This window comes from Nonomuraea bangladeshensis, from assembly GCF_039529455.1.
In the GTDB taxonomy this organism is placed as follows: domain Bacteria; phylum Actinomycetota; class Actinomycetes; order Streptosporangiales; family Streptosporangiaceae; genus Nonomuraea; species Nonomuraea bangladeshensis.
The window spans coordinates 364,295-381,203 of the sequence record NZ_BAAAMV010000011.1 but is presented as its reverse complement, the minus strand read 5'-3'; the positions used below and the strand labels follow the sequence as shown (position 1 = coordinate 381,203).

Genomic DNA, 16,909 nt, shown 5'->3' with positions numbered 1-16,909 from the left:
CGAGTTGACAACGGGCACGGGCGTCCACACTATTTCACTATTCGAATAGTGAAAGAGGGTTTTGGTGTGATCCAGTTCCATCTGGACCGCGGCTCAGGGGTCTCGACCTACCTGCAGCTCGTTCACCAGGTCAAGCAGGCACTCCGGCTCGGCACGTTGCGGCCCGGCGACCAGTTGCCGACCGCCCGCGAGGTGGTCGAGGTCCTGGCCATCAACCCCAACACCGTGCTCAAGGCGTACCGGGAGCTGGAGCGCGAAGGGCTGGTCGAGGGGCGGCCGGGGATGGGGACGTTCGTGCGGCAGGGGGTCGCGGGCCCGACGCTCGCCGAGCACACGCGGCTGCGGCGCGATCTGGAGGCGTGGGTGCGCGCCGCCCGCGCGGCCGGGCTCGACCGGGAGGACCTGCAGGCGCTGTTCACCGTGGTCCTGGCCGACGCCGCCAAGGAGGGCGTGGCATGAGTTCCGCGATGGAGGCGACCGGGCTGGGGGTCCGCTATCGCCGTACATGGGCGCTGCGTGACTGCTCGCTGTCCGTGCCCGCCGGACGTGTGGCAGCGCTGGTCGGGCCCAACGGCGCGGGCAAGACCACGCTCATGCACGCGGCTGTCGGCCTGCTGAGGCCCGTTAGGGGGAGCGTCCGCGTGGCCGGCAAGGCGGCGTTCGTGGCGCAGGACAAGCCGCTGTACGAGAGCTTCACCGTCGCCGAGATGCTCACCTTCGGTCACCGCATGAACACCTGCTGGGACGCCGCCGCGGCTGCCGATCGCCTGGCGGGGCTCGGCATCCCGCTGGAGCGCAAGGTGGGCAGGCTGTCGGGCGGGCAGCAGGCGCAGGTGGCGATCACTCTGGCGCTGGCCTGCGGGCCCGACCTGCTCGTGCTGGACGAACCCCTGGCCAACCTCGATCCTCTCGCCCGCCACGACGTGATGCGTTCGATCATGGCGGAGGTCGCCGGACGGGAACTGACCGTGCTGCTGTCCTCGCACGTCGTCTCCGACCTGGAGGAGACCTGCGACTGGCTGGTCGTGCTGAACGAGGGCCGGCTGCAGGTCAGCGGCGACATCGAGGATCTGCTCGACCGGCACCTCGTGCTCACCGGCCCGGACGGGGCGTCAGCGGCGGGGACCCAGGTGGTGGGCGCGAGCCGTACCGGCAGGCAGGTCAGCATGCTGACGCGAGGCGGGCGCCCGCTCGATCCGCGCTGGCAGGCGCGCCGCCCCGGGCTGGAGGAGCTCGTCATGGGCTATCTGCGCAGTCCCGAGTCGGCGGTCCTGCCGGGGCTGACGGGAGTGGGCGCGTGATCTGGGTGACATGGCGCCAGCACCGGGCCCAGATCCTCGTGACGGCCGGATTTCTGGCGCTGCTGGGGGCACTGCTGCTGGGCTCGGCGGTGGAGGCCGGCTGGTACGTGGCCGAGCACGCCCCGCCCGGCTGCCCGGGGCCAGCCGTGGCGTGCGGAGAGCTGGTGGTGGCGCTGGCGCAGCGCTACGACGCGGTCTACTCGGTGTTCGGCTGGATGCCGCTGGTGGCGCCCGCGCTGATCGGGGCGTTCTGGGGCGCGCCGCTGCTCGGCCGCGAGTACGAGCGCGGCACCCACCGCCTCGCCTGGACCCAGTCCGTGCCCGTGTGGCGGTGGCTGGCGGTCAAGCTGTCGGTGCTGGGCGCGGCGGTCGTGGCGGGCGGGCTGCTGCTGTCGCTCATGGTGAGCCTGTGGCGGCCGGTGTTCAGGGAGGGGGTCGACTCCACGTTCGGCAACATCGGCGTGTTCAACATGGTCGGGGTGGCGCCGGCGGCGTGGTGGCTGTACGCGTTCGCGCTGGGCACGGCGGCCGGCACCCTGTTCCGGCGTACGCTGCCCGCGATGGCGCTGGTCGTGGCCGGGGTGGCGGTGACGATGTTCACGCTGTTCCAGGTGAGCGACCACTACGCCGAACCGGCGCGCACCGAGCTGTCCGGCGCCGTGGTGCTGGACGACCCCGACGCCCGGCTGGTCGGCGCCGCCTGGGTGGAGCCGTCGGGGAGAGAGGTCGCCGAGCCGGTCGGCAGCGGCTGCCCGCGCCGGGTGGACGTGGGGCAGAGCGACAGGAACGCCACGGCGTGGCAGGCGTGCCTGTTCGGCAAGGGCTACCGGTACGCGGTGTACTACCACCCGCCGTCCCGGTTCTGGCGCTTTCAGTGGACCGAGGCGGGGATCCTGGCGCTCGGGTCGGCGGCACTCGGCGGGCTGGCGGTGCGCCGGACCCTCCGTCGCCCCGGCTGACCGGCTGCCACCACCGCCCCCGGCTGGCCGGCTGGACGGGCGGGGTATGGCTTTGGCGCGAGCCGGTGATCATGCCCGCCGCACCGCGACGGGGTGCGGGCAGCGGGGCACCGCAACGGCGTGCGGGCAGCGGGGCACCGCGACGGCGTGCGGACGGCGCGATCCGGCGCCGGCGCAAGCAGCCGGCCGCGGTGACCTCGGCCGGCGGGTCGGCTAGCCTCGGGGCATGAGCGGGCGTCCGGCCAAGGGTGGCGGCCGGTGGGTCGTGGTGCCGCCGGGGCGGGTGCATCCGTGGATCGACGGGTTCGCCGAGCGGCACGGGCCCTTCACGGCGAGCGGCGACGGGCGGATGGTCCGGCTGTCGGCCCGCGACGGCGCCCTGGCCGAGCTGCATGTGCCGTTCCCGCCCATGACCGCCGGGCCGCCGCACGTCAGCGGGCTGGTCGCGCACGTACGCGCCGAGCGCCGGGTGGGGGTGTTCCTCGTCCGGCTCGGCGGGTACGCGGCCGGCGTCTTCCACGGCGACGCGCTGCTGGCCTCGAAGGTCGGCTCGCGGCTGGTGCAAGGGCGTACGGCGGCCGGGGGCTGGTCGCAGCAGCGCTTCGCCCGGCGGCGGCGCAACCAGGCGAGCCAGGTCTACGACGAGGCCGTGGAGACGGCGGTGCGGGTGCTGTCGCCGCACCTGGGGGAGCTGGAGGCCGTCGTGCTCGGCGGCGACCGGCGGGCCATGGACGCGCTGCGCCGGGACCGGCGGCTCGCGCCCGTGCTGGCGCTGGAGGCCGAGCCGTTCCTCGTAGTGCCCGACCCACGCCTGACCGTGCTCCGCGACACCCCGTCCACCTTCCGCGCCGTCCGCGTCCGCGTGCTGGACCCCGAACCCCCGCCCGCCTGAGTCGGCCGCCCAGCCTGGGCAGGCCGCTCGGTTCACCCGCCCCCAGCCCGCCCGCGTGAGTCAGCCGCCCAGCGTGGGCAGGCCGCTCGGTTCACCCGCCCCCAGCCCGCCTGCGTGCGTCAGGTCGCCCAGCGTGGGCAGGCCGCTCGGTTCACCCCCCGCCCGCCTGCGTGCGTCAGGTCGCCCGGCCTGGGCAGGCCGCTCGGTTCACCCCCCGCCCGCCTGCGTGCGTCAGGTCGCCCGGCCTGGGCAGGCCGCTCGGTTCACCCCCCGCCCGCCTGCGTGCGTCAGGTCGCCCGGCCTGGGCAGGCCGCTTGGTTCACCCGCCCCCGGCCCGCCTGCGGCGTCAGGCCGTCGCGAAGGTTGTCAGGTGGTCGGTGAGGAAGTCGTCCAGGGTGCGCGGTGGCCGGCCGGTGATGTCCTCGACCTCGGTCGTGGTCGTCGCCCAGCGGCCGTCGCCCGTCTCGGCCATCAGCGCGGCCAGGTCCGCGGCGAACGGCGCCGGCATGCCCTGCCGCTCCAGGTGGGCGGCCATCTCGGGCACCGGGAGGTCCACGTACCGGACGGGACGGCCGAGTGCCGCGCCGACGCGCTCGGCGATCCGCTCGTGCGGCAGCGACTCGGGCCCGGTGAGCACGTGGTCGCTCCCCGGCCCGGCCGGGCGGGTGAGCAGCGCGGCGGCCACGTCGGCGATGTCCCTGGCGTCGATGTAGTTGACCGGTCCCGGCCCGTACGAGCCGTACATGCGCCCGTCCCGCACCTCGCCCGGCAGGTTCTGCATGAACCCGGTCGGCTGCAGGATCGCGTACGGCACGCCGGACGCCCGCAGCTCCTCGTCCACCTCGCCGTGCATGCCGCCGCCGAGCCGCCCGCCGGGACGGGCGCCCCGGACGGAGACCGTGACCACCTGGGCGACTCCCGCCCGCGCCGCGAGGTCGATGACGGCCCGGTGCGCCGCGGCGAAGCCGGGCCAGAGCGAGCTGTTGAGGAACAGCCGGTCGCCGGGCGACAGCAGCGCGCCGATCGTCTCGGGCCGCTCGAGGTCGGCGAGCGCGTACGGGCACGGCAGGTCGGCGGGCCGGCGGACGGCGGCGAGCACGTCGTGCCCGCGCAGCCGCCCGGCCAGCGCCCGCCCGATGGTGCCCGTGGCCCCGGTGATGACGATCATGAAGTCTCCTAAGCGGACGATCGGATTCCGGTTGGCCGCACGGTACACTAACCGGAATCCGATCGTCCACTTGCAGGAAGAGGAGACGCCGGTGCGCGCGGACGCGAGACGGAACCTCGGCAGGATCGTCGAGGCGGCGGCCGAGGTCCTGGCCGAGCGTGGCGTCAACGCGCCCATGGAGGTCATCGCCCGGCGCGCGGGGGTCGGCGTGGGCACCCTCTACCGCCGCTTCCCCGATCGCCAGGCCCTGCTGGCCGCCGTCGGCGACCATTACGTGCACAGCATGGCCGAGGCCCTCGACCGGGCCGCGGACGAGGCGGCCGACGCCTGGAGCGCGATCCGCGCCTTCGTCTCCTGGGCGGCGGACCCCGGCCGCGCCGCGCTCGCGACCGCCCTGGCCGCGCTGCCCGACGAGGCGTACACCGGCAGGGACGGGTTCGCGCGGACGCGGGACGGCTGGCTGGAGCGGTTCGGCGGGCTGGTGGGCCGCGCGCAGGAGGACGGCGCGATGCGCCGCGACGTCGGCGTCGAGGACCTGGTCCACCTGCTGAACGTCTTCACCTGTCACCCCGACCGGCTTCCCGCCCCCGTCGCCGCCGACCCCGGCCGTTACCTGCGGCTCATGCTCGACGGCATGAGGGCGGAGGGGACGACCGTGCCCCTGTGACCGTTTCGACGTATTGAGACGATTCAAAAGAATCTTGATCACCGCTATGATGGGCCGAGTTCATCGTGGAGCTCCGTACGCGGACCACGTCAGAGCGGCGAATCATGCACCCGCAGCACGGCCTCGTGAGGATCGATGGCGACCAGGAACATCAAGGAGGTCGCGCAGCTGGCGCGCGTCTCCGTGGGGACGGTGAGCAACGTGCTCAACCGCCCGGAGATCGTGTCACCGGCCACCCGCGAACGCGTCTTCGACGCGATCAAGAAACTCGGGTTCGTCCGCAACGAGGTGGCCCGCCACCTGCGGGTGGGCCGTAGCAGGACGGTCGGCCTCGTCGTGCTCGACGTGGCCAACCCCTTCTTCGTGGACGTGGCCCAGGGCGCCGAGTCGGTCGCCGAGGACCACGACACGATGGTGGTGCTGTGCAACAGCGCAGGCGACCCGGGCCGCGAGCGCCGCCACCTCGACCAGCTCGAACAGCAGCGGGTGATGGGCATCCTCATCACCCCGGTCGAGGCGGAGAACCCCTGGCTGGAGGAGCTGGCCGCGCGCGGCACGCCGGTCGTGCTGGTCGACAGCCCGGCCACCGGGCTGCAGTGCTCGGTGGCGGTCGACGACCGGCTCGGCGGGCAGATCGCCGGCGCCCATCTCGTCGAGCGCGGGCACCGGCGCGTGCTGTTCGCCGGCGGGCCGATGTCGGTCAAACAGGTGGCCGACCGGCACGCGGGCGCCGAGGCGGCGATCGCCGCGACCGGCGGCGCCGTCGAGCTGCTGACCTGGACCGCGCCCGCGCTGACCGTGGCCGGCGGCCGGGCCATCGGGGAACAGGTGGCGGCGCTGCCGCCTGACGAGCGGCCCACCGCCGCCTTCTGCGCCAACGACATCATGGCACTCGGCTTCCTGCAGGCGATGGCCGCGCACGGGCTGCGCGTGCCCGAGGACCTCGCCATCATCGGCTACGACGACATCGACTTCGCCGCGGCGGCGGCCGTGCCGCTGTCGTCGGTCAGGCAGCCGCGCGAACTGCTCGGCCGCACCGCCGTCGACCTGCTGCTCGAAGAGGTCGCCGAGCCCGAGCAGCACCGGCACAGGCAGGTCATCTTCCAGCCGGACCTGGTGGTCAGGGAGTCGAGCGCGCTGCGCCGCGACCCCTGACGCCCGCCCCCGAGCACGGCCCTCCGCACGAGGCGGCGGGCCGTGCTCACGCATGCCCGGACGGCCTCCGGCACCCGCGGCGGGTCCGCGAATTCCCGCGCATCTCGTCATTGACTTTGAGTCGATTCAACACTAATTTCGCACCAACCGCCGTTCACTCCCGTGTAACCGGGCAGGAACGGCGGCGCAACAGCCCACCCCCGTCCGGGGCGGATGCCACGAGAAGGTGGTGCCGGATGTCTCGTCCCGCCATGTCATTCAGGATCCAAGCTGCCTGCTCAGAGGCCATCTGGGCGGCTCAGCTCAACCTGATGTGGCTCGTGTTCACCCTCGCCGGAGGCGTGGTTCTCGGGCTGGGGCCCGCCACCGTGGCCGCCTACACCCTGGCCCGGAGGCGCGTCCGATATGAAACGTTTCAGGCTTGGCGCGAATTCTGGACCGTCTACCGGCGGGAATTCGTCCGGGCCTCGCTGCTGGTCCTGCCCCTGGTGCTGACCGGCGTCCTGCTCGTCGGCAACTATCTGTACCTGTCCGCGCTCGGCCCCGGCATGGGGGCGATGCGGATCGCGACCCTCGTGGCGCTCGTCGCACTGGCCGGTGCGGGGGCCTACGTGGGCCCGCTCTACGCGCATCACGACCTGCCGCTGTGGGCGTACGTGCCCAAGGCGGTCCACCTGGCGCTCATGCGCCCGGCCTCGTCCGTGCTGCTGCTGCTCGTCCTCTCCGCCATCGCCTTCGCGACCTCGGCGGCGCCCGTCCTCGCCCCGGTGATCAGCTTCGGCGCGTGGATCCATCTCAACACGTGGCTCTGCCTGCGCTTCTTCGAGGAGAACGAGGCGCGCCTGCATTCGAAAGGGAACTCATGAGCGCATCCCGCCGCCGGCGGCTCCTTGCCGGCGTGTTAGCGATAACGGCTGCTCTCACCGCTTCGGCCTGCTCGGGCGGCGGGGAGGCGCCCCAGTCCGACCCGAACACGATCACGTTCATGTCGAAGCTGTTCGGCACCGCGCCCGACCCGAAGGGCGAGCTGCACCAGGCCGTCGAGAAGTTCCTCGGCAAGAAGCTGCAGATCACCTGGGTGCCCAACGCCGAGTACACCGACAAGCTCAACGTCACCCTGGCCTCGGACAACCTGCCGCAGGTCATGGTGGTCGACCCGCACCTGCCGGCGTTCGTCAAGTCCGCTCAGGCCGGGGCGTTCTGGGACCTGACCGACAAGCTCGACAAGTACCCGAACCTCAAGCCCGCCGACGAGCGGAGCGCGCTCAACTCCTCGATCAACGGCCGGATCTTCGGTCTCTACCGGATGCGGCCCCTGCTGCGCTCGGCGATCGTGATCCGCAAGGACTGGCTGGACAAGCTGGGACTGAAGCTGCCCGAGTCGGTCGACGACCTCTACGACGTCGCCAAGGCGTTCACCGAGAAGGACCCCGACGGCAACGGCAAGAACGACACCTACGGCCTCATCATCCCGAAGTGGCCCGGCAACTACGCCAGCGCCAGCCCGTACGACGTGATCGAGACCTGGTTCGGCGCCCCCAACGGCTGGGGCGAGCGCGACGGCAAGATCGTGCCCGGCTTCGACACCCCCGAGTTCCTCGAGGCCAACCGCTGGCTGAAGAAGATGGTGGACGGGGGCATGATCAACCCCGACTTCGCCACGCTCGACACCGCCAAGTGGAACGAGCCCTTCCACCAGGGCAAGGGCGGCATGATCATCGACGTCAACATCCGCTCCCGCCAGGTCCTCGACCTGTTCTACGAGGACGACAAGGAGAACTACGGCGACAAGGTCGCCATGGTCGGCAACCTCAAGCGTTCCGACGGCCAGAAGTTCTCCTACCCGTTCACCGGCTACGCCGACGTGCTCGCGATCTCCAAGCAGAGCGTGCGCACCGAGCAGGACCTCGACAACGTGCTGAAGACCCTGGACAAGCTGGCCACCAAGGAAGGCCAGAACCTGGTCACCAACGGCATCGAGGGCCGCAACTACAAGGTCGAGAACGGCGACACCGCCGCGCTCATCAACGAGGACGACCCCGCGGTCAAGGTCATCCAGGACAACGCGGACGACGCCTTCATCCAGCTCGGCACCAAGGGCACGGTCGACATCGGCGGCATCGCCTACCAGCGGGTGCCGTCGGGCAAGCCGTACCAGGACATGCTCACGCTGCAGAAGAAGCTCATGGAGGAGGACCTCAAGACGGCGGTGCACAACGTGGCGCTGCCCGTGGTCTCGGACACCGCCGTAGCGCGCGGCCCGCAGATCGACACGATCGTCCCCGACGCGCGGATCAAGTTCCTGTCGGGCGCGATCACCGAGGACCAGCTCAAGGGCGAGATCAAGCGCTGGTACGACAGCGGCGGCACCCAGGTGACGGCCGAGATCAACGACCTCGTCAAGAAGCTCGGCCAGTAACGGCCGCCCGACCCCGCCCGAGAGCCCGGGGGACCTGCCGCCCCCCGGGCTCTCCCACGAAAGGAGGCCGCTCGTGGCCACCCACCTGGCGGCGCCTCCCGAGAAGGCGGCGCCCAAGGAGAGCGGGAGAGGCGCCGCCAAGGTGCCGCTCCGCACGGCGGTAGGCCGCTACCGCTGGCTCTACCTGATGCTCGTCCCCGGCGTCGCGTACTTCGTGATCTTCAAGTACCTGCCGATGTACGGGCTGACGATCGCCTTCCAGGACTTCCTGCCCTTCCTCGGCTACTCCGGCAGCCCCTGGGTCGGGCTCAAGCACTTCGAGGAGCTGTTCGCCGGGCCCGACTTCGGCCGGCTGATGTTCAACACGCTCCTGCTGGCGCTGCTGCACATCGTGTTCGTCTTCCCCGCGCCGATCATCGTCGCCCTGCTGCTCAACGAGGTGCGGGTCGGCTTTCTCAAGCGCTCGGTGCAGTCGCTCATCTACATCCCGCACTTCCTGTCCTGGACGATCGTCGCGTCGCTGACGTACGTGCTGTTCGCGGCGGACTTCGGCGTGCTCGCCGGCTGGATGCGCGAGATCCTGGGCGACACCTCCAAGATCGACTACATGGCGCAGGAGGAGTGGTTCCGGCCGCTGATCATCCTCCAGCAGCTGTGGAAGCAGACCGGCTGGGGCACGATCATCTACCTGGCCGCGCTGGCCGGCGTGGACCCCAACCTGTACGAGGCCGCCCGCATGGACGGCGCGGGCCGCTTCCGCCAGCTCTGGCACGTCACGCTGCCCGCCATCCGCCCCACGGTCGTGGTCATGGCGATCCTCGCCTCCGGCAACCTGCTCGACTCGGGCTTCGAGCAGATCTGGCTGATGACCACCTCGCTGAACCGCTCGGTGGCCGACGTGTTCGACACCTACGTCTACTACGCCGGCATCACCCAGGGCGCGATCAGCTACTCCACCGCCGTCGGCCTGTTCAAGGGCGTGGCCGGCGTCATCCTGATCTTCGGCTCGAACTGGCTGGCCAAGCGCCTCGGCCAGCGTGGACTGTTCTGAGGAGCCCGGCATGGCCACCATCACCAAGACCAAGAAAGCCGGCCTCCCCGCGGGGAACGAGGCCGGGCTCGGCAGCCGGGTGTTCGACACGCTCAACGTGATCGTGCTCGTCGGCCTGGCGGCGATCACGGTGCTGCCGTTGCTGTACGTGCTGGCCGGCTCGTTCGCCGGCGAGGCGGAGATCTCCTCCCGGCCGTTCTTCCTGTGGCCGGAGAAGTTCGCCACCGAGTCCTACGAGTACATCTTCGCCACCCCCACCTTCCTGCGCGCGCTGCTGACCACCGTCGTCGTGACGGCGGTCGGCACGGTGGTGCAGCTGCTGCTGACCTTCACGATGGCGTACCCGCTGGCCAAGCGCTATCTGCCGGGCCGGGCGCTGGTGCTCAACCTGGTCATCTTCACGATGGTCTTCTCCGGCGGCATGATCCCCACCTACCTGGTGGTGCGCGACCTCGGGCTGCTCGACAGCTACTGGGCGCTGATCCTGCCGCTGGCGATCAACCCGTTCTACCTGATCATCGTCAAGAGCTTCTTCCAGGAGCTGCCGCAGGCGCTGGAGGAGGCGGCGCGCATCGACGGCTGCAACGAGATGGGCGTCTTCTTCAAGATCGTCCTGCCGCTGTCCAAGCCGATCATCGCCACGTTCTCGCTGTTCTACGCGGTCGGCATCTGGAACGACTACATGTCGCCGCTGCTCTACATCAACGACCCGAGCAAGTGGACGCTGCAGATCCTGGTGCGCCAGCTCACCAGCACCGACGCCGCCAACGCGCTCGCCCAGATGGACCGCACGTGGGTGCCGCCCGAGCAGGGGCTGAAGTTCGCCGTCGTGGTGATCGCGACGCTGCCGATCCTGCTGTTCTACCCGTTCCTGCAGAAGCACTTCGCCAAGGGCGTGCTGCTGGGAGGCGTCAAGGAGTGAGCGTCACCGTGCTGCTGGCGGGGGACTCGACGGTCGCCTCCTGCCCGGCCGCCGAGGCGCCGATGTCGGGGTGGGGCGCCCAGCTCGGCGCCCGCCTCGGCCTTCCGGTGCGCAACTTCGCCAAGGGCGGCGCCACCACGGCGAGCCACCGGGCCGAGGGGCTGTGGGCGGCGCTGCTGCGCGAGGTGGTCCCCGGTGATCTGGTCGTCCTGCAGTTCGGGCACAACGACCAGAAGGAGCCGGAGCTGCCGTACCGGGAGAACCTGCGCCGCTTCGTCGCGGAGGCGCGCGCCGCCGCGGCGCGGCCCGTGCTGTGCACGCCCGTCCAGCGCCGCCGCTGGGCGGACGGCCGGCTCGTCCCCACGCACGGCGGCCATCCGGACCAGGTCCGCGAGCTGGCCGCCGCCGAGGGCGTGCCGCTCATCGACCTGACCGCGGCCACCACCGCCCTGTACGAGCGGTACGGCCCCGAGGGCTCGAAGGCCCTGTTCACGCACTTCCCGCCCGGCGTCCACCCGCTCTACCCGGGCGGCGTCGCCGACGACACCCACTTCTGCTTCCGCGGCGCCGACGAGGTGGCCGCGATCGTCGCCGAGCGACTGAAGGAGATCGCATGACCGCGCTGCGCTGGCTGGACCGACCGGGCGACCAGGGGGTGACCTGGGGCGTGCCCTGGCCGCGGGGAGCGGTCGCGCCGGGGACGCCGTTCGCGCTGAGCGACGACGCCGGCCGCGAGGTGCCCGTGCAGAGCTGGGTGAGCGCGACCTGGCCGGACGGCTCGGTCAAGTGGTCCGCGCACGCCGCGGGCGCCGGCCCCGCCGCTCCGGAGTACCGCCTGGAGCCCGGCCGCGAGCCCGCCGCGCCGCCCACCCCCGTCACCGTCACCCGCGAGGCCGGCGCCCTGGTGGTCGCCACCGGCGTCGTCACCTGGACGGTCGGGGAGAGCGGCGCCACCCTCGCCCGCTCCATCGCCCGCGGCGGGCGCGAGATCGCCCGCGACGTCCGGCTGGTCAGCCTGCGCCAGGCCGGCCCCACCCCCGACGAGGGCGCCGCGCCGCCCCGCGAGCGGCGCACCGGCCTGGTCGAACGGGTCACGGTCGAGCAGGACGGCCCGGTGCGGGCGGTGCTCCGCCTGGACGGGCGGCACGGGGACTGGCTGCCGTTCACGGTCCGGCTGTACTTCCACGCCGGGGCCGAGGACGTGCGGATCACGCACACGTTCGTCTGGGACGGCGACCCGGAGCGGGACTTCCTGGCCGGGCTCGGCCTGAGCGCCGACGTCGTCATGCGCGACGAGCCGCACGACCGGCACGTACGCCTGGCCGGCCCCGACGGCTTCCTCACCGAGGCCGTACGCGGCCTGACCGGCCTGCGCCTCGACCCCGGCGAGCGGGTCCGCCGCGACCAGGTCGCCGGGCTGCCCTGCGGCGAGATCGCCCCCGAGGTCGCGAGCCGCCTGCACCTCGTCCCCGCCTGGAACGACTACACCCTCGACCAGTCCTCCGCCGACGGCTTCACGCTGCGCAAGCGCACCGGAGAGGGACACTCCTGGGTGACGATCCCGCCCGGCACCCGCTCGGCCGGCTACGGCTACGTCGGCGGCGTGAGCGGGGGCCTCGGCTTCGGGCTGCGCGACTTCTGGCGGCTGCACCCCACCCGGCTCGACGTCAGGAACGCGGCCACCGGCCTCGCCACGGCGACCGTCTGGCTGTGGTCGCCCTCCGCCCCCGCCATGGACCTGCGCTTCTACCACGACGGCATGGGCCAGGACACCTTCGAGGAGCAGCTCGAAGGGCTGGAGATCACCTACGAGGACTACGAGCCGGGCTTCGGCGATCCGCGGGGCATCGCGCGTACGCACGAGCTGACCCTGCGCGCCCTCGCCGCCACGCCGCCCGCCGCCGACCTGGCCGCCTTCGCCGCCGCCATGAACGAGCCCGCCCTGCTCACCGCCACGCCCGCGCGGCTGCGCGAGGCGGGCGTGTTCGGCGTCTGGGAGCTGCCCGACCGCTCCACGCCGGCCCGCGCCGAGATCGAGGACCGCCTCGACTTCCTGTTCGACCTGTACGTCCGCGAACGCGAGCAGCGCCGCTGGTACGGCTTCTGGGACTACGGCGACGTCATGCACACCTACGACCCAGACCGCCACACCTGGCGCTACGACGTGGGCGGCTACGCCTGGGACAACTCCGAGCTGTCGCCGGACCTGTGGCTGTGGCTGCAGTACCTGCGCACCGGCCGCGCCGACGTCTTCCGCTTCGCCGAGGCCATGACCCGCCACACCGGCGAGGTCGACGTCTACCACCTCGGCCGCTGGAAGGGCCTCGGCAGCCGGCACAACGTCCAGCACTGGGGGTGCAGCTGCAAGCAGGTGCGCATCTCCAACGCCGCCTACCGCCGCTTCCACCACTACCTGACCGCCGACGAGCGCTCCGGCGACCTCATGGACGAGCTGAGCGCGCCGGAGGAGACGTTCACGGCCGTCGATCCGCAGCGCAAGGTCCGCGAGGACGTCTACACGCCCGACCCGTCGGCGCTGTCGGTCGGGCTCGGCACCGACTGGGGCTCGCTCGCCGCCGCCTGGCTGACCCGCTGGGAGCGGCACGGCGACGAGCGGGCCAGGGACCGGCTGCTCGGCACGATGGCCGACATCGCGGCGATGCCGCGCGGGTTCCTGACCGGCGAGGCCAGGATGGACCTCGCCACCGGCCGCTTCGACACCTCTGTGGACAAGATCTCGATCTCGCACCTGTCGTCGCTGTTCGGCCTGCCGGAGATCTGCGCCGAGCTCATCGCCCTGGTGGACGTGCCCGGCTTCGAGGACGCCTGGCTGGAGTACTGCCGGCTCTACCTCGCCACCCCGGAGGAGCAGGAGGCCGAGGTCGGGCGGCGGCTCGGCGGGATCTCGCTGATCCAGGCGCACAGCCGGCTGACGGCGTACGCGGCGGCGCGCACCGGGGACGCCCGGCTGGCCGCCTGGGCGTGGCGCAAGTTCGGCCGCGACGAGGGCGACCAGCTCAACACCAACCCGTTGCAGCGGCAGGAGAAGTGGGAGCTGACGACGGTGGACGGCCCGTCGGTGCTCGCCCCCGTGCGGGAGGCGCCGTTCGTCAGCACCAACAGCGCGGCCCAGTACGCCCTGGCGGCCATCCACAACCTGGCCCTGATCGGGGAGCACCTGGACGGCGGGGAGCGGCGGGAAGAGGCGGGCCCCGTCGGGCGTTAGGGAACGGCGGAGCGTCAAACCAGAGGTGGGGCTCCAGCGGGGAGCCCTACACTGATCGTATGCACACTCCCGATTGATCAGGCGTAGCACGCCCAAACCCTCGTTTCCTAGCACGGGAGTGTTCCGCCATCATGATCATCGCCAATGATATCGAGCTGCGCGCCGGCGCGCGCCTGCTCATCGAGAAAGCGTCCTTCCGGGTCAACCCGGGCGACAAGATCGGGCTGGTCGGCCGCAACGGCGCCGGCAAGACGACCCTGACCAAGGTGCTGGCCGGCGAGGCGCTGCCGGCCGCCGGCACCGTCACCACCAGCGGCTCGGTCGGCTACCTGCCGCAGGACCCGCGCACCGGCGACCTGGAGGTGCTCGCCCGCGACCGCATCCTGTCCGCCAGGGGCCTCGACCAGGTGCTGCGCGAGCTGCGCGAGGCCGAGCTCGGCATGAGCTCGGCCGACGAGCGCACCCGTGAGCGCGCGGTGCGCCGCTACGGCCGCCTGGAGGACCAGATGCACGTGCTCGGCGGCTACGCCGCCGAGTCGGAGGCCGCCTCGATCGCCTCCAGTCTCGGGCTGCCCGACCGGGTGCTCACCCAGCCACTGAAAACGCTTTCTGGCGGTCAGCGCAGGCGCGTGGAATTGGCCCGAATTCTTTTCAGCGGAGCGGAAACTCTCCTTCTGGACGAGCCGACAAACCACCTAGATGCGGACTCAATCGGCTGGCTTCGCGATTTTTTGCGCAGCCATCAAGGTGGCTTGGTGATCATCAGCCACGATGTCGGGCTTCTTGAAGCGACGGTCAACAAGGTCCTGCACCTGGACGCCAACCGGTCCGTGATCGATCACTACAACGTCGGCTGGACCGCCTACCTCGCCCAGCGCGAGACCGACGAGAAGCGCAGGAAGCGCGAGCGCGCCAACGCCGAGAAGCAGGCGGGCGCGCTCCTGGCGCAGGCCGACAAGATGCGCGCCAAGGCCACCAAGGCCAAGGCCGCCCAGGACATGATGCGCCGGGCGCACCGCCTGCTCGCCGGCACCGAGGAGGAGCGCCAGAGCGACAAGGTGGCGCGGCTGCGCTTCCCCGACCCCAAGCCGTGCGGCCGCACCCCGCTCACGGCCCAGGGCCTGTCGAAGTCCTACGGCTCGCTCGAGGTCTTCACCGACGTGGACGTGGCCATCGACCGAGGTCACCGGGTCGTCATCCTCGGCCTCAACGGCGCGGGCAAGACCACCCTGCTGCGTCTGCTCGGCGGACTGGAGAAGCCCGACACCGGCGAGCTGCGGCCCGGCCACGGGCTCAAGGTCGGCTACTACGCCCAGGAGCACGAGACCCTCGACGCCGACCGCACGCTGCTGGAGAACATGCGCTCGGCCGGCGGCGAGTTCACCGACACCGAGCTGCGCAAGGTGCTGGGCTCGTTCCTCTTCACCGGCGACGACGTCGACAAGCCGGCCGGCGTCCTGTCCGGAGGCGAGAAGACCCGGCTGGCCCTGGCCATGCTGGTGCTCTCCAGCGCCAACGTCCTCCTTCTCGACGAGCCCACGAACAACCTCGATCCCGTCTCCCGCGAGCAGGTTCTCAACGCTCTGAGGTCGTATTCAGGAGCGATCGTCCTTGTGACCCATGACGAGGGTGCCGTTGACGCCCTGTCACCGGATAGGGTGATCTTGCTACCGGACGGAACTGAAGACGCGTGGAGCGCCGAATTTTCCGATCTTGTGGCACTTGCCTGATCTTAATTTGAGTGGGTACGGATCTTTTCCCGTGGAGTAGGTAGCCGATCCCGCTGAAATGACTGATCATGGCGGAGTAACGCTGCGGAAGTCCGGCACTACAGGAGGTACTCGTGGCCGAGACACTGAAGAAGGGCACCCGGGTCACCGGGGCCGACCGGGAGAAACTGGCCGGCGATCTCAAGAAACGCTACGCCGCGGGTGAGAGCATCCGCGCCCTGGCCGCTTCGACCGGTCGGTCCTACGGGTTCATCCACCGCATCCTGAGCGAGTCCGGTGTGACTCTGCGCGGGCGCGGCGGGGCGACTCGAGGCAAGTCCAAGCGCTGACGGCCGCCTCGGAACGTGCGACCGCAGCCGCCCGTCCCTAGTCAGCCAGCCGTCGCGCCCGAGCCAGAATCATATTCTGTAGGCTCGGGCGCGACGGACAGCACTTCGGACCGAAGGAGCGGGCGATGGCGGAAGCTCAGGCGCGACAGCGCGGGGGGCACACGGAAAGCGTCACGGAGGACGTCTCTGCCGAGCGGTTGGCGGAGAGCGGGCTCCGCTTCGAGGTGGACGGTGAGATAGCGACGATCACGCTCGACCGGCCGGACAAGCGCAACGCTCAGACGTTCGCCACCTGGTCCGCGCTGGCCGGCATCGGCGACAACCTGCCCGAGCAGGTGCGCGTCGTCGTCGTGAAAGGTGAGGGACCGTCCTTCTCGGCAGGCATCGACCTGCGGATGTTCACTCCTGAGGGGGTGCCGGGCCAGGGCTCGTTCAGCTCGGTGGCCAGGTCCGGTGACACGGATTTCGAGCACAACATCAGAAAGGCTCAAGCCGGGTTCCTGTGGCTGCGCAGGCCGGAGATCGTTTCCATCGCCGCGGTGCACGGGCACGCGATCGGCGCGGGGTTCCAGCTCGCGCTCTCCTGTGACCTGCGGATCGTCGCGGACGACGTCAAGTTCTGCATGAAGGAGCCGGCGCTCGGGCTGGTGCCCGACCTGACGGGGACCAAGCCCCTGGTCGAGCTCGTCGGCCTGGCCAAGGCGATCGACATCTGCCTGACCGCCAGGATGGTGCACGCGGAGGAGGCCGTGCGCATCGGCCTCGCCGAGCAGGTGGTCGCGCGGGACGACCTCGACCGGGCCGTGCGCGACAAGGCGGCGGAGCTGCTGTCCACCAACCGGGACGCGGCCGCCGCGACCAAGCGACTCCTCCAGGGGGCGCGGGCCCGCACCCTGGAGGAGCAGAGCGTCGCCGAAGGGCTGGAGCAGGCCGCGCGCATCAAGACGCTCTTCGGGGGCTGATCTTCGGGGCTGATCTTCGGCGTGAAGTCCCCTTCGTCCCCTCGTGGCACAATTTCGCGCTGAGCTGAGACGGGAATCGGCGGCGCCACCTGGGCGCTGTGTCCGGCGGAGGAGAGGGGATCCCCCGG

16 protein-coding genes are annotated in these 16,909 nt (G+C 71.3%); 15 read left to right on the top strand and 1 reads right to left on the bottom strand.

Annotated elements, in window-relative coordinates; genetic code table 11:
- The first annotated feature begins 66 nt into the window (after nucleotides 1–66).
- The 4 genes from ABD292_RS36820 to ABD292_RS36805 all read left to right on the top strand — a co-directional run bounded on the left by ABD292_RS36820 (nucleotide 67) and on the right by ABD292_RS36805 (nucleotide 3,152).
- The gene (locus tag ABD292_RS36820; protein WP_344215730.1) at nucleotides 67–459 is read left to right on the top strand and encodes a GntR family transcriptional regulator; all 393 of its coding nucleotides are present in this window, start codon (nucleotides 67–69) and stop codon (nucleotides 457–459) included.
- Entirely contained in the window at nucleotides 456–1,301 is an 846-nt protein-coding gene (locus ABD292_RS36815; RefSeq protein WP_344215728.1) for an ABC transporter ATP-binding protein, read from the top strand. The genes ABD292_RS36820 and ABD292_RS36815 overlap by 4 nt, the downstream gene beginning before the upstream one ends.
- The gene (locus ABD292_RS36810) at nucleotides 1,298–2,260 is read left to right on the top strand and encodes an ABC transporter permease (protein WP_344215726.1); all 963 of its coding nucleotides are present in this window, start codon (nucleotides 1,298–1,300) and stop codon (nucleotides 2,258–2,260) included. Before ABD292_RS36815 ends, ABD292_RS36810 begins: the two co-directional genes overlap by 4 nt.
- Nucleotides 2,261–2,486: 226 nt before the next feature.
- Nucleotides 2,487–3,152 (top strand): acVLRF1 family peptidyl-tRNA hydrolase, encoded by a 666-nt coding sequence (locus tag ABD292_RS36805; RefSeq protein WP_344215724.1) that lies wholly within the window; start codon nucleotides 2,487–2,489, stop codon nucleotides 3,150–3,152.
- Nucleotides 3,153–3,498: 346 nt separating this feature from the next.
- On the opposite strand, the gene ABD292_RS36800 is transcribed toward ABD292_RS36805, so the two are convergent.
- A complete protein-coding gene (locus ABD292_RS36800) occupies nucleotides 3,499–4,320 on the bottom strand; it encodes an NAD(P)H-binding protein (protein ID WP_344215722.1) in 822 nt (273 codons plus the stop codon).
- Between the two features lie 91 nt (nucleotides 4,321–4,411).
- Between ABD292_RS36800 and ABD292_RS36795 the strand changes: the two genes are divergently transcribed.
- The 11 genes from ABD292_RS36795 to ABD292_RS36745 all read left to right on the top strand — a co-directional run bounded on the left by ABD292_RS36795 (nucleotide 4,412) and on the right by ABD292_RS36745 (nucleotide 16,781).
- Nucleotides 4,412–4,987, top strand: a complete 576-nt coding sequence (locus ABD292_RS36795) for a TetR/AcrR family transcriptional regulator (protein ID WP_344215719.1) — start codon at nucleotides 4,412–4,414, stop codon at nucleotides 4,985–4,987.
- 135 nt (nucleotides 4,988–5,122) lie between these two features.
- The gene (locus tag ABD292_RS36790) at nucleotides 5,123–6,142 is read left to right on the top strand and encodes a LacI family DNA-binding transcriptional regulator (protein WP_344215717.1); all 1,020 of its coding nucleotides are present in this window, start codon (nucleotides 5,123–5,125) and stop codon (nucleotides 6,140–6,142) included.
- A 251-nt stretch (nucleotides 6,143–6,393) separates the two neighbouring features.
- Nucleotides 6,394–7,008, top strand: coding sequence for a YesL family protein (locus tag ABD292_RS36785; RefSeq protein ID WP_344215715.1), 615 nt, complete (start codon nucleotides 6,394–6,396; stop codon nucleotides 7,006–7,008).
- A 119-nt stretch (nucleotides 7,009–7,127) separates the two neighbouring features.
- Nucleotides 7,128–8,561 carry an extracellular solute-binding protein gene (locus ABD292_RS36780; protein ID WP_344215713.1) on the top strand — a complete coding sequence of 478 codons (1,434 nt, stop codon included), beginning with the start codon at nucleotides 7,128–7,130 and terminating at the stop codon, nucleotides 8,559–8,561.
- Between the two features lie 73 nt (nucleotides 8,562–8,634).
- On the top strand, nucleotides 8,635–9,612 hold the full coding sequence (locus ABD292_RS36775; protein WP_344215711.1) for an ABC transporter permease: 978 nt from the start codon (nucleotides 8,635–8,637) through the stop codon (nucleotides 9,610–9,612).
- A 10-nt stretch (nucleotides 9,613–9,622) separates the two neighbouring features.
- Nucleotides 9,623–10,534, top strand: a complete 912-nt coding sequence (locus ABD292_RS36770) for a carbohydrate ABC transporter permease (RefSeq protein ID WP_344215709.1) — start codon at nucleotides 9,623–9,625, stop codon at nucleotides 10,532–10,534.
- Complete coding sequence (locus ABD292_RS36765; RefSeq protein WP_344215707.1) at nucleotides 10,531–11,151, top strand: rhamnogalacturonan acetylesterase; 621 nt, start codon at nucleotides 10,531–10,533, stop codon at nucleotides 11,149–11,151. Before ABD292_RS36770 ends, ABD292_RS36765 begins: the two co-directional genes overlap by 4 nt.
- Nucleotides 11,148–13,760, top strand: a complete 2,613-nt coding sequence (locus ABD292_RS36760; protein WP_344215705.1) for an exo-rhamnogalacturonan lyase family protein — start codon at nucleotides 11,148–11,150, stop codon at nucleotides 13,758–13,760. The genes ABD292_RS36765 and ABD292_RS36760 overlap by 4 nt, the downstream gene beginning before the upstream one ends.
- Nucleotides 13,761–13,891: 131 nt before the next feature.
- The gene (locus ABD292_RS36755; RefSeq protein WP_344215703.1) at nucleotides 13,892–15,490 is read left to right on the top strand and encodes an ABC-F family ATP-binding cassette domain-containing protein; all 1,599 of its coding nucleotides are present in this window, start codon (nucleotides 13,892–13,894) and stop codon (nucleotides 15,488–15,490) included.
- A 113-nt stretch (nucleotides 15,491–15,603) separates the two neighbouring features.
- Nucleotides 15,604–15,819 (top strand): helix-turn-helix domain-containing protein, encoded by a 216-nt coding sequence (locus ABD292_RS36750; RefSeq protein ID WP_020547488.1) that lies wholly within the window; start codon nucleotides 15,604–15,606, stop codon nucleotides 15,817–15,819.
- A gap of 125 nt (nucleotides 15,820–15,944) precedes the next feature.
- Nucleotides 15,945–16,781 (top strand): enoyl-CoA hydratase/isomerase family protein, encoded by an 837-nt coding sequence (locus tag ABD292_RS36745; protein ID WP_425565229.1) that lies wholly within the window; start codon nucleotides 15,945–15,947, stop codon nucleotides 16,779–16,781.
- Nucleotides 16,782–16,909 lie beyond the last annotated feature (128 nt).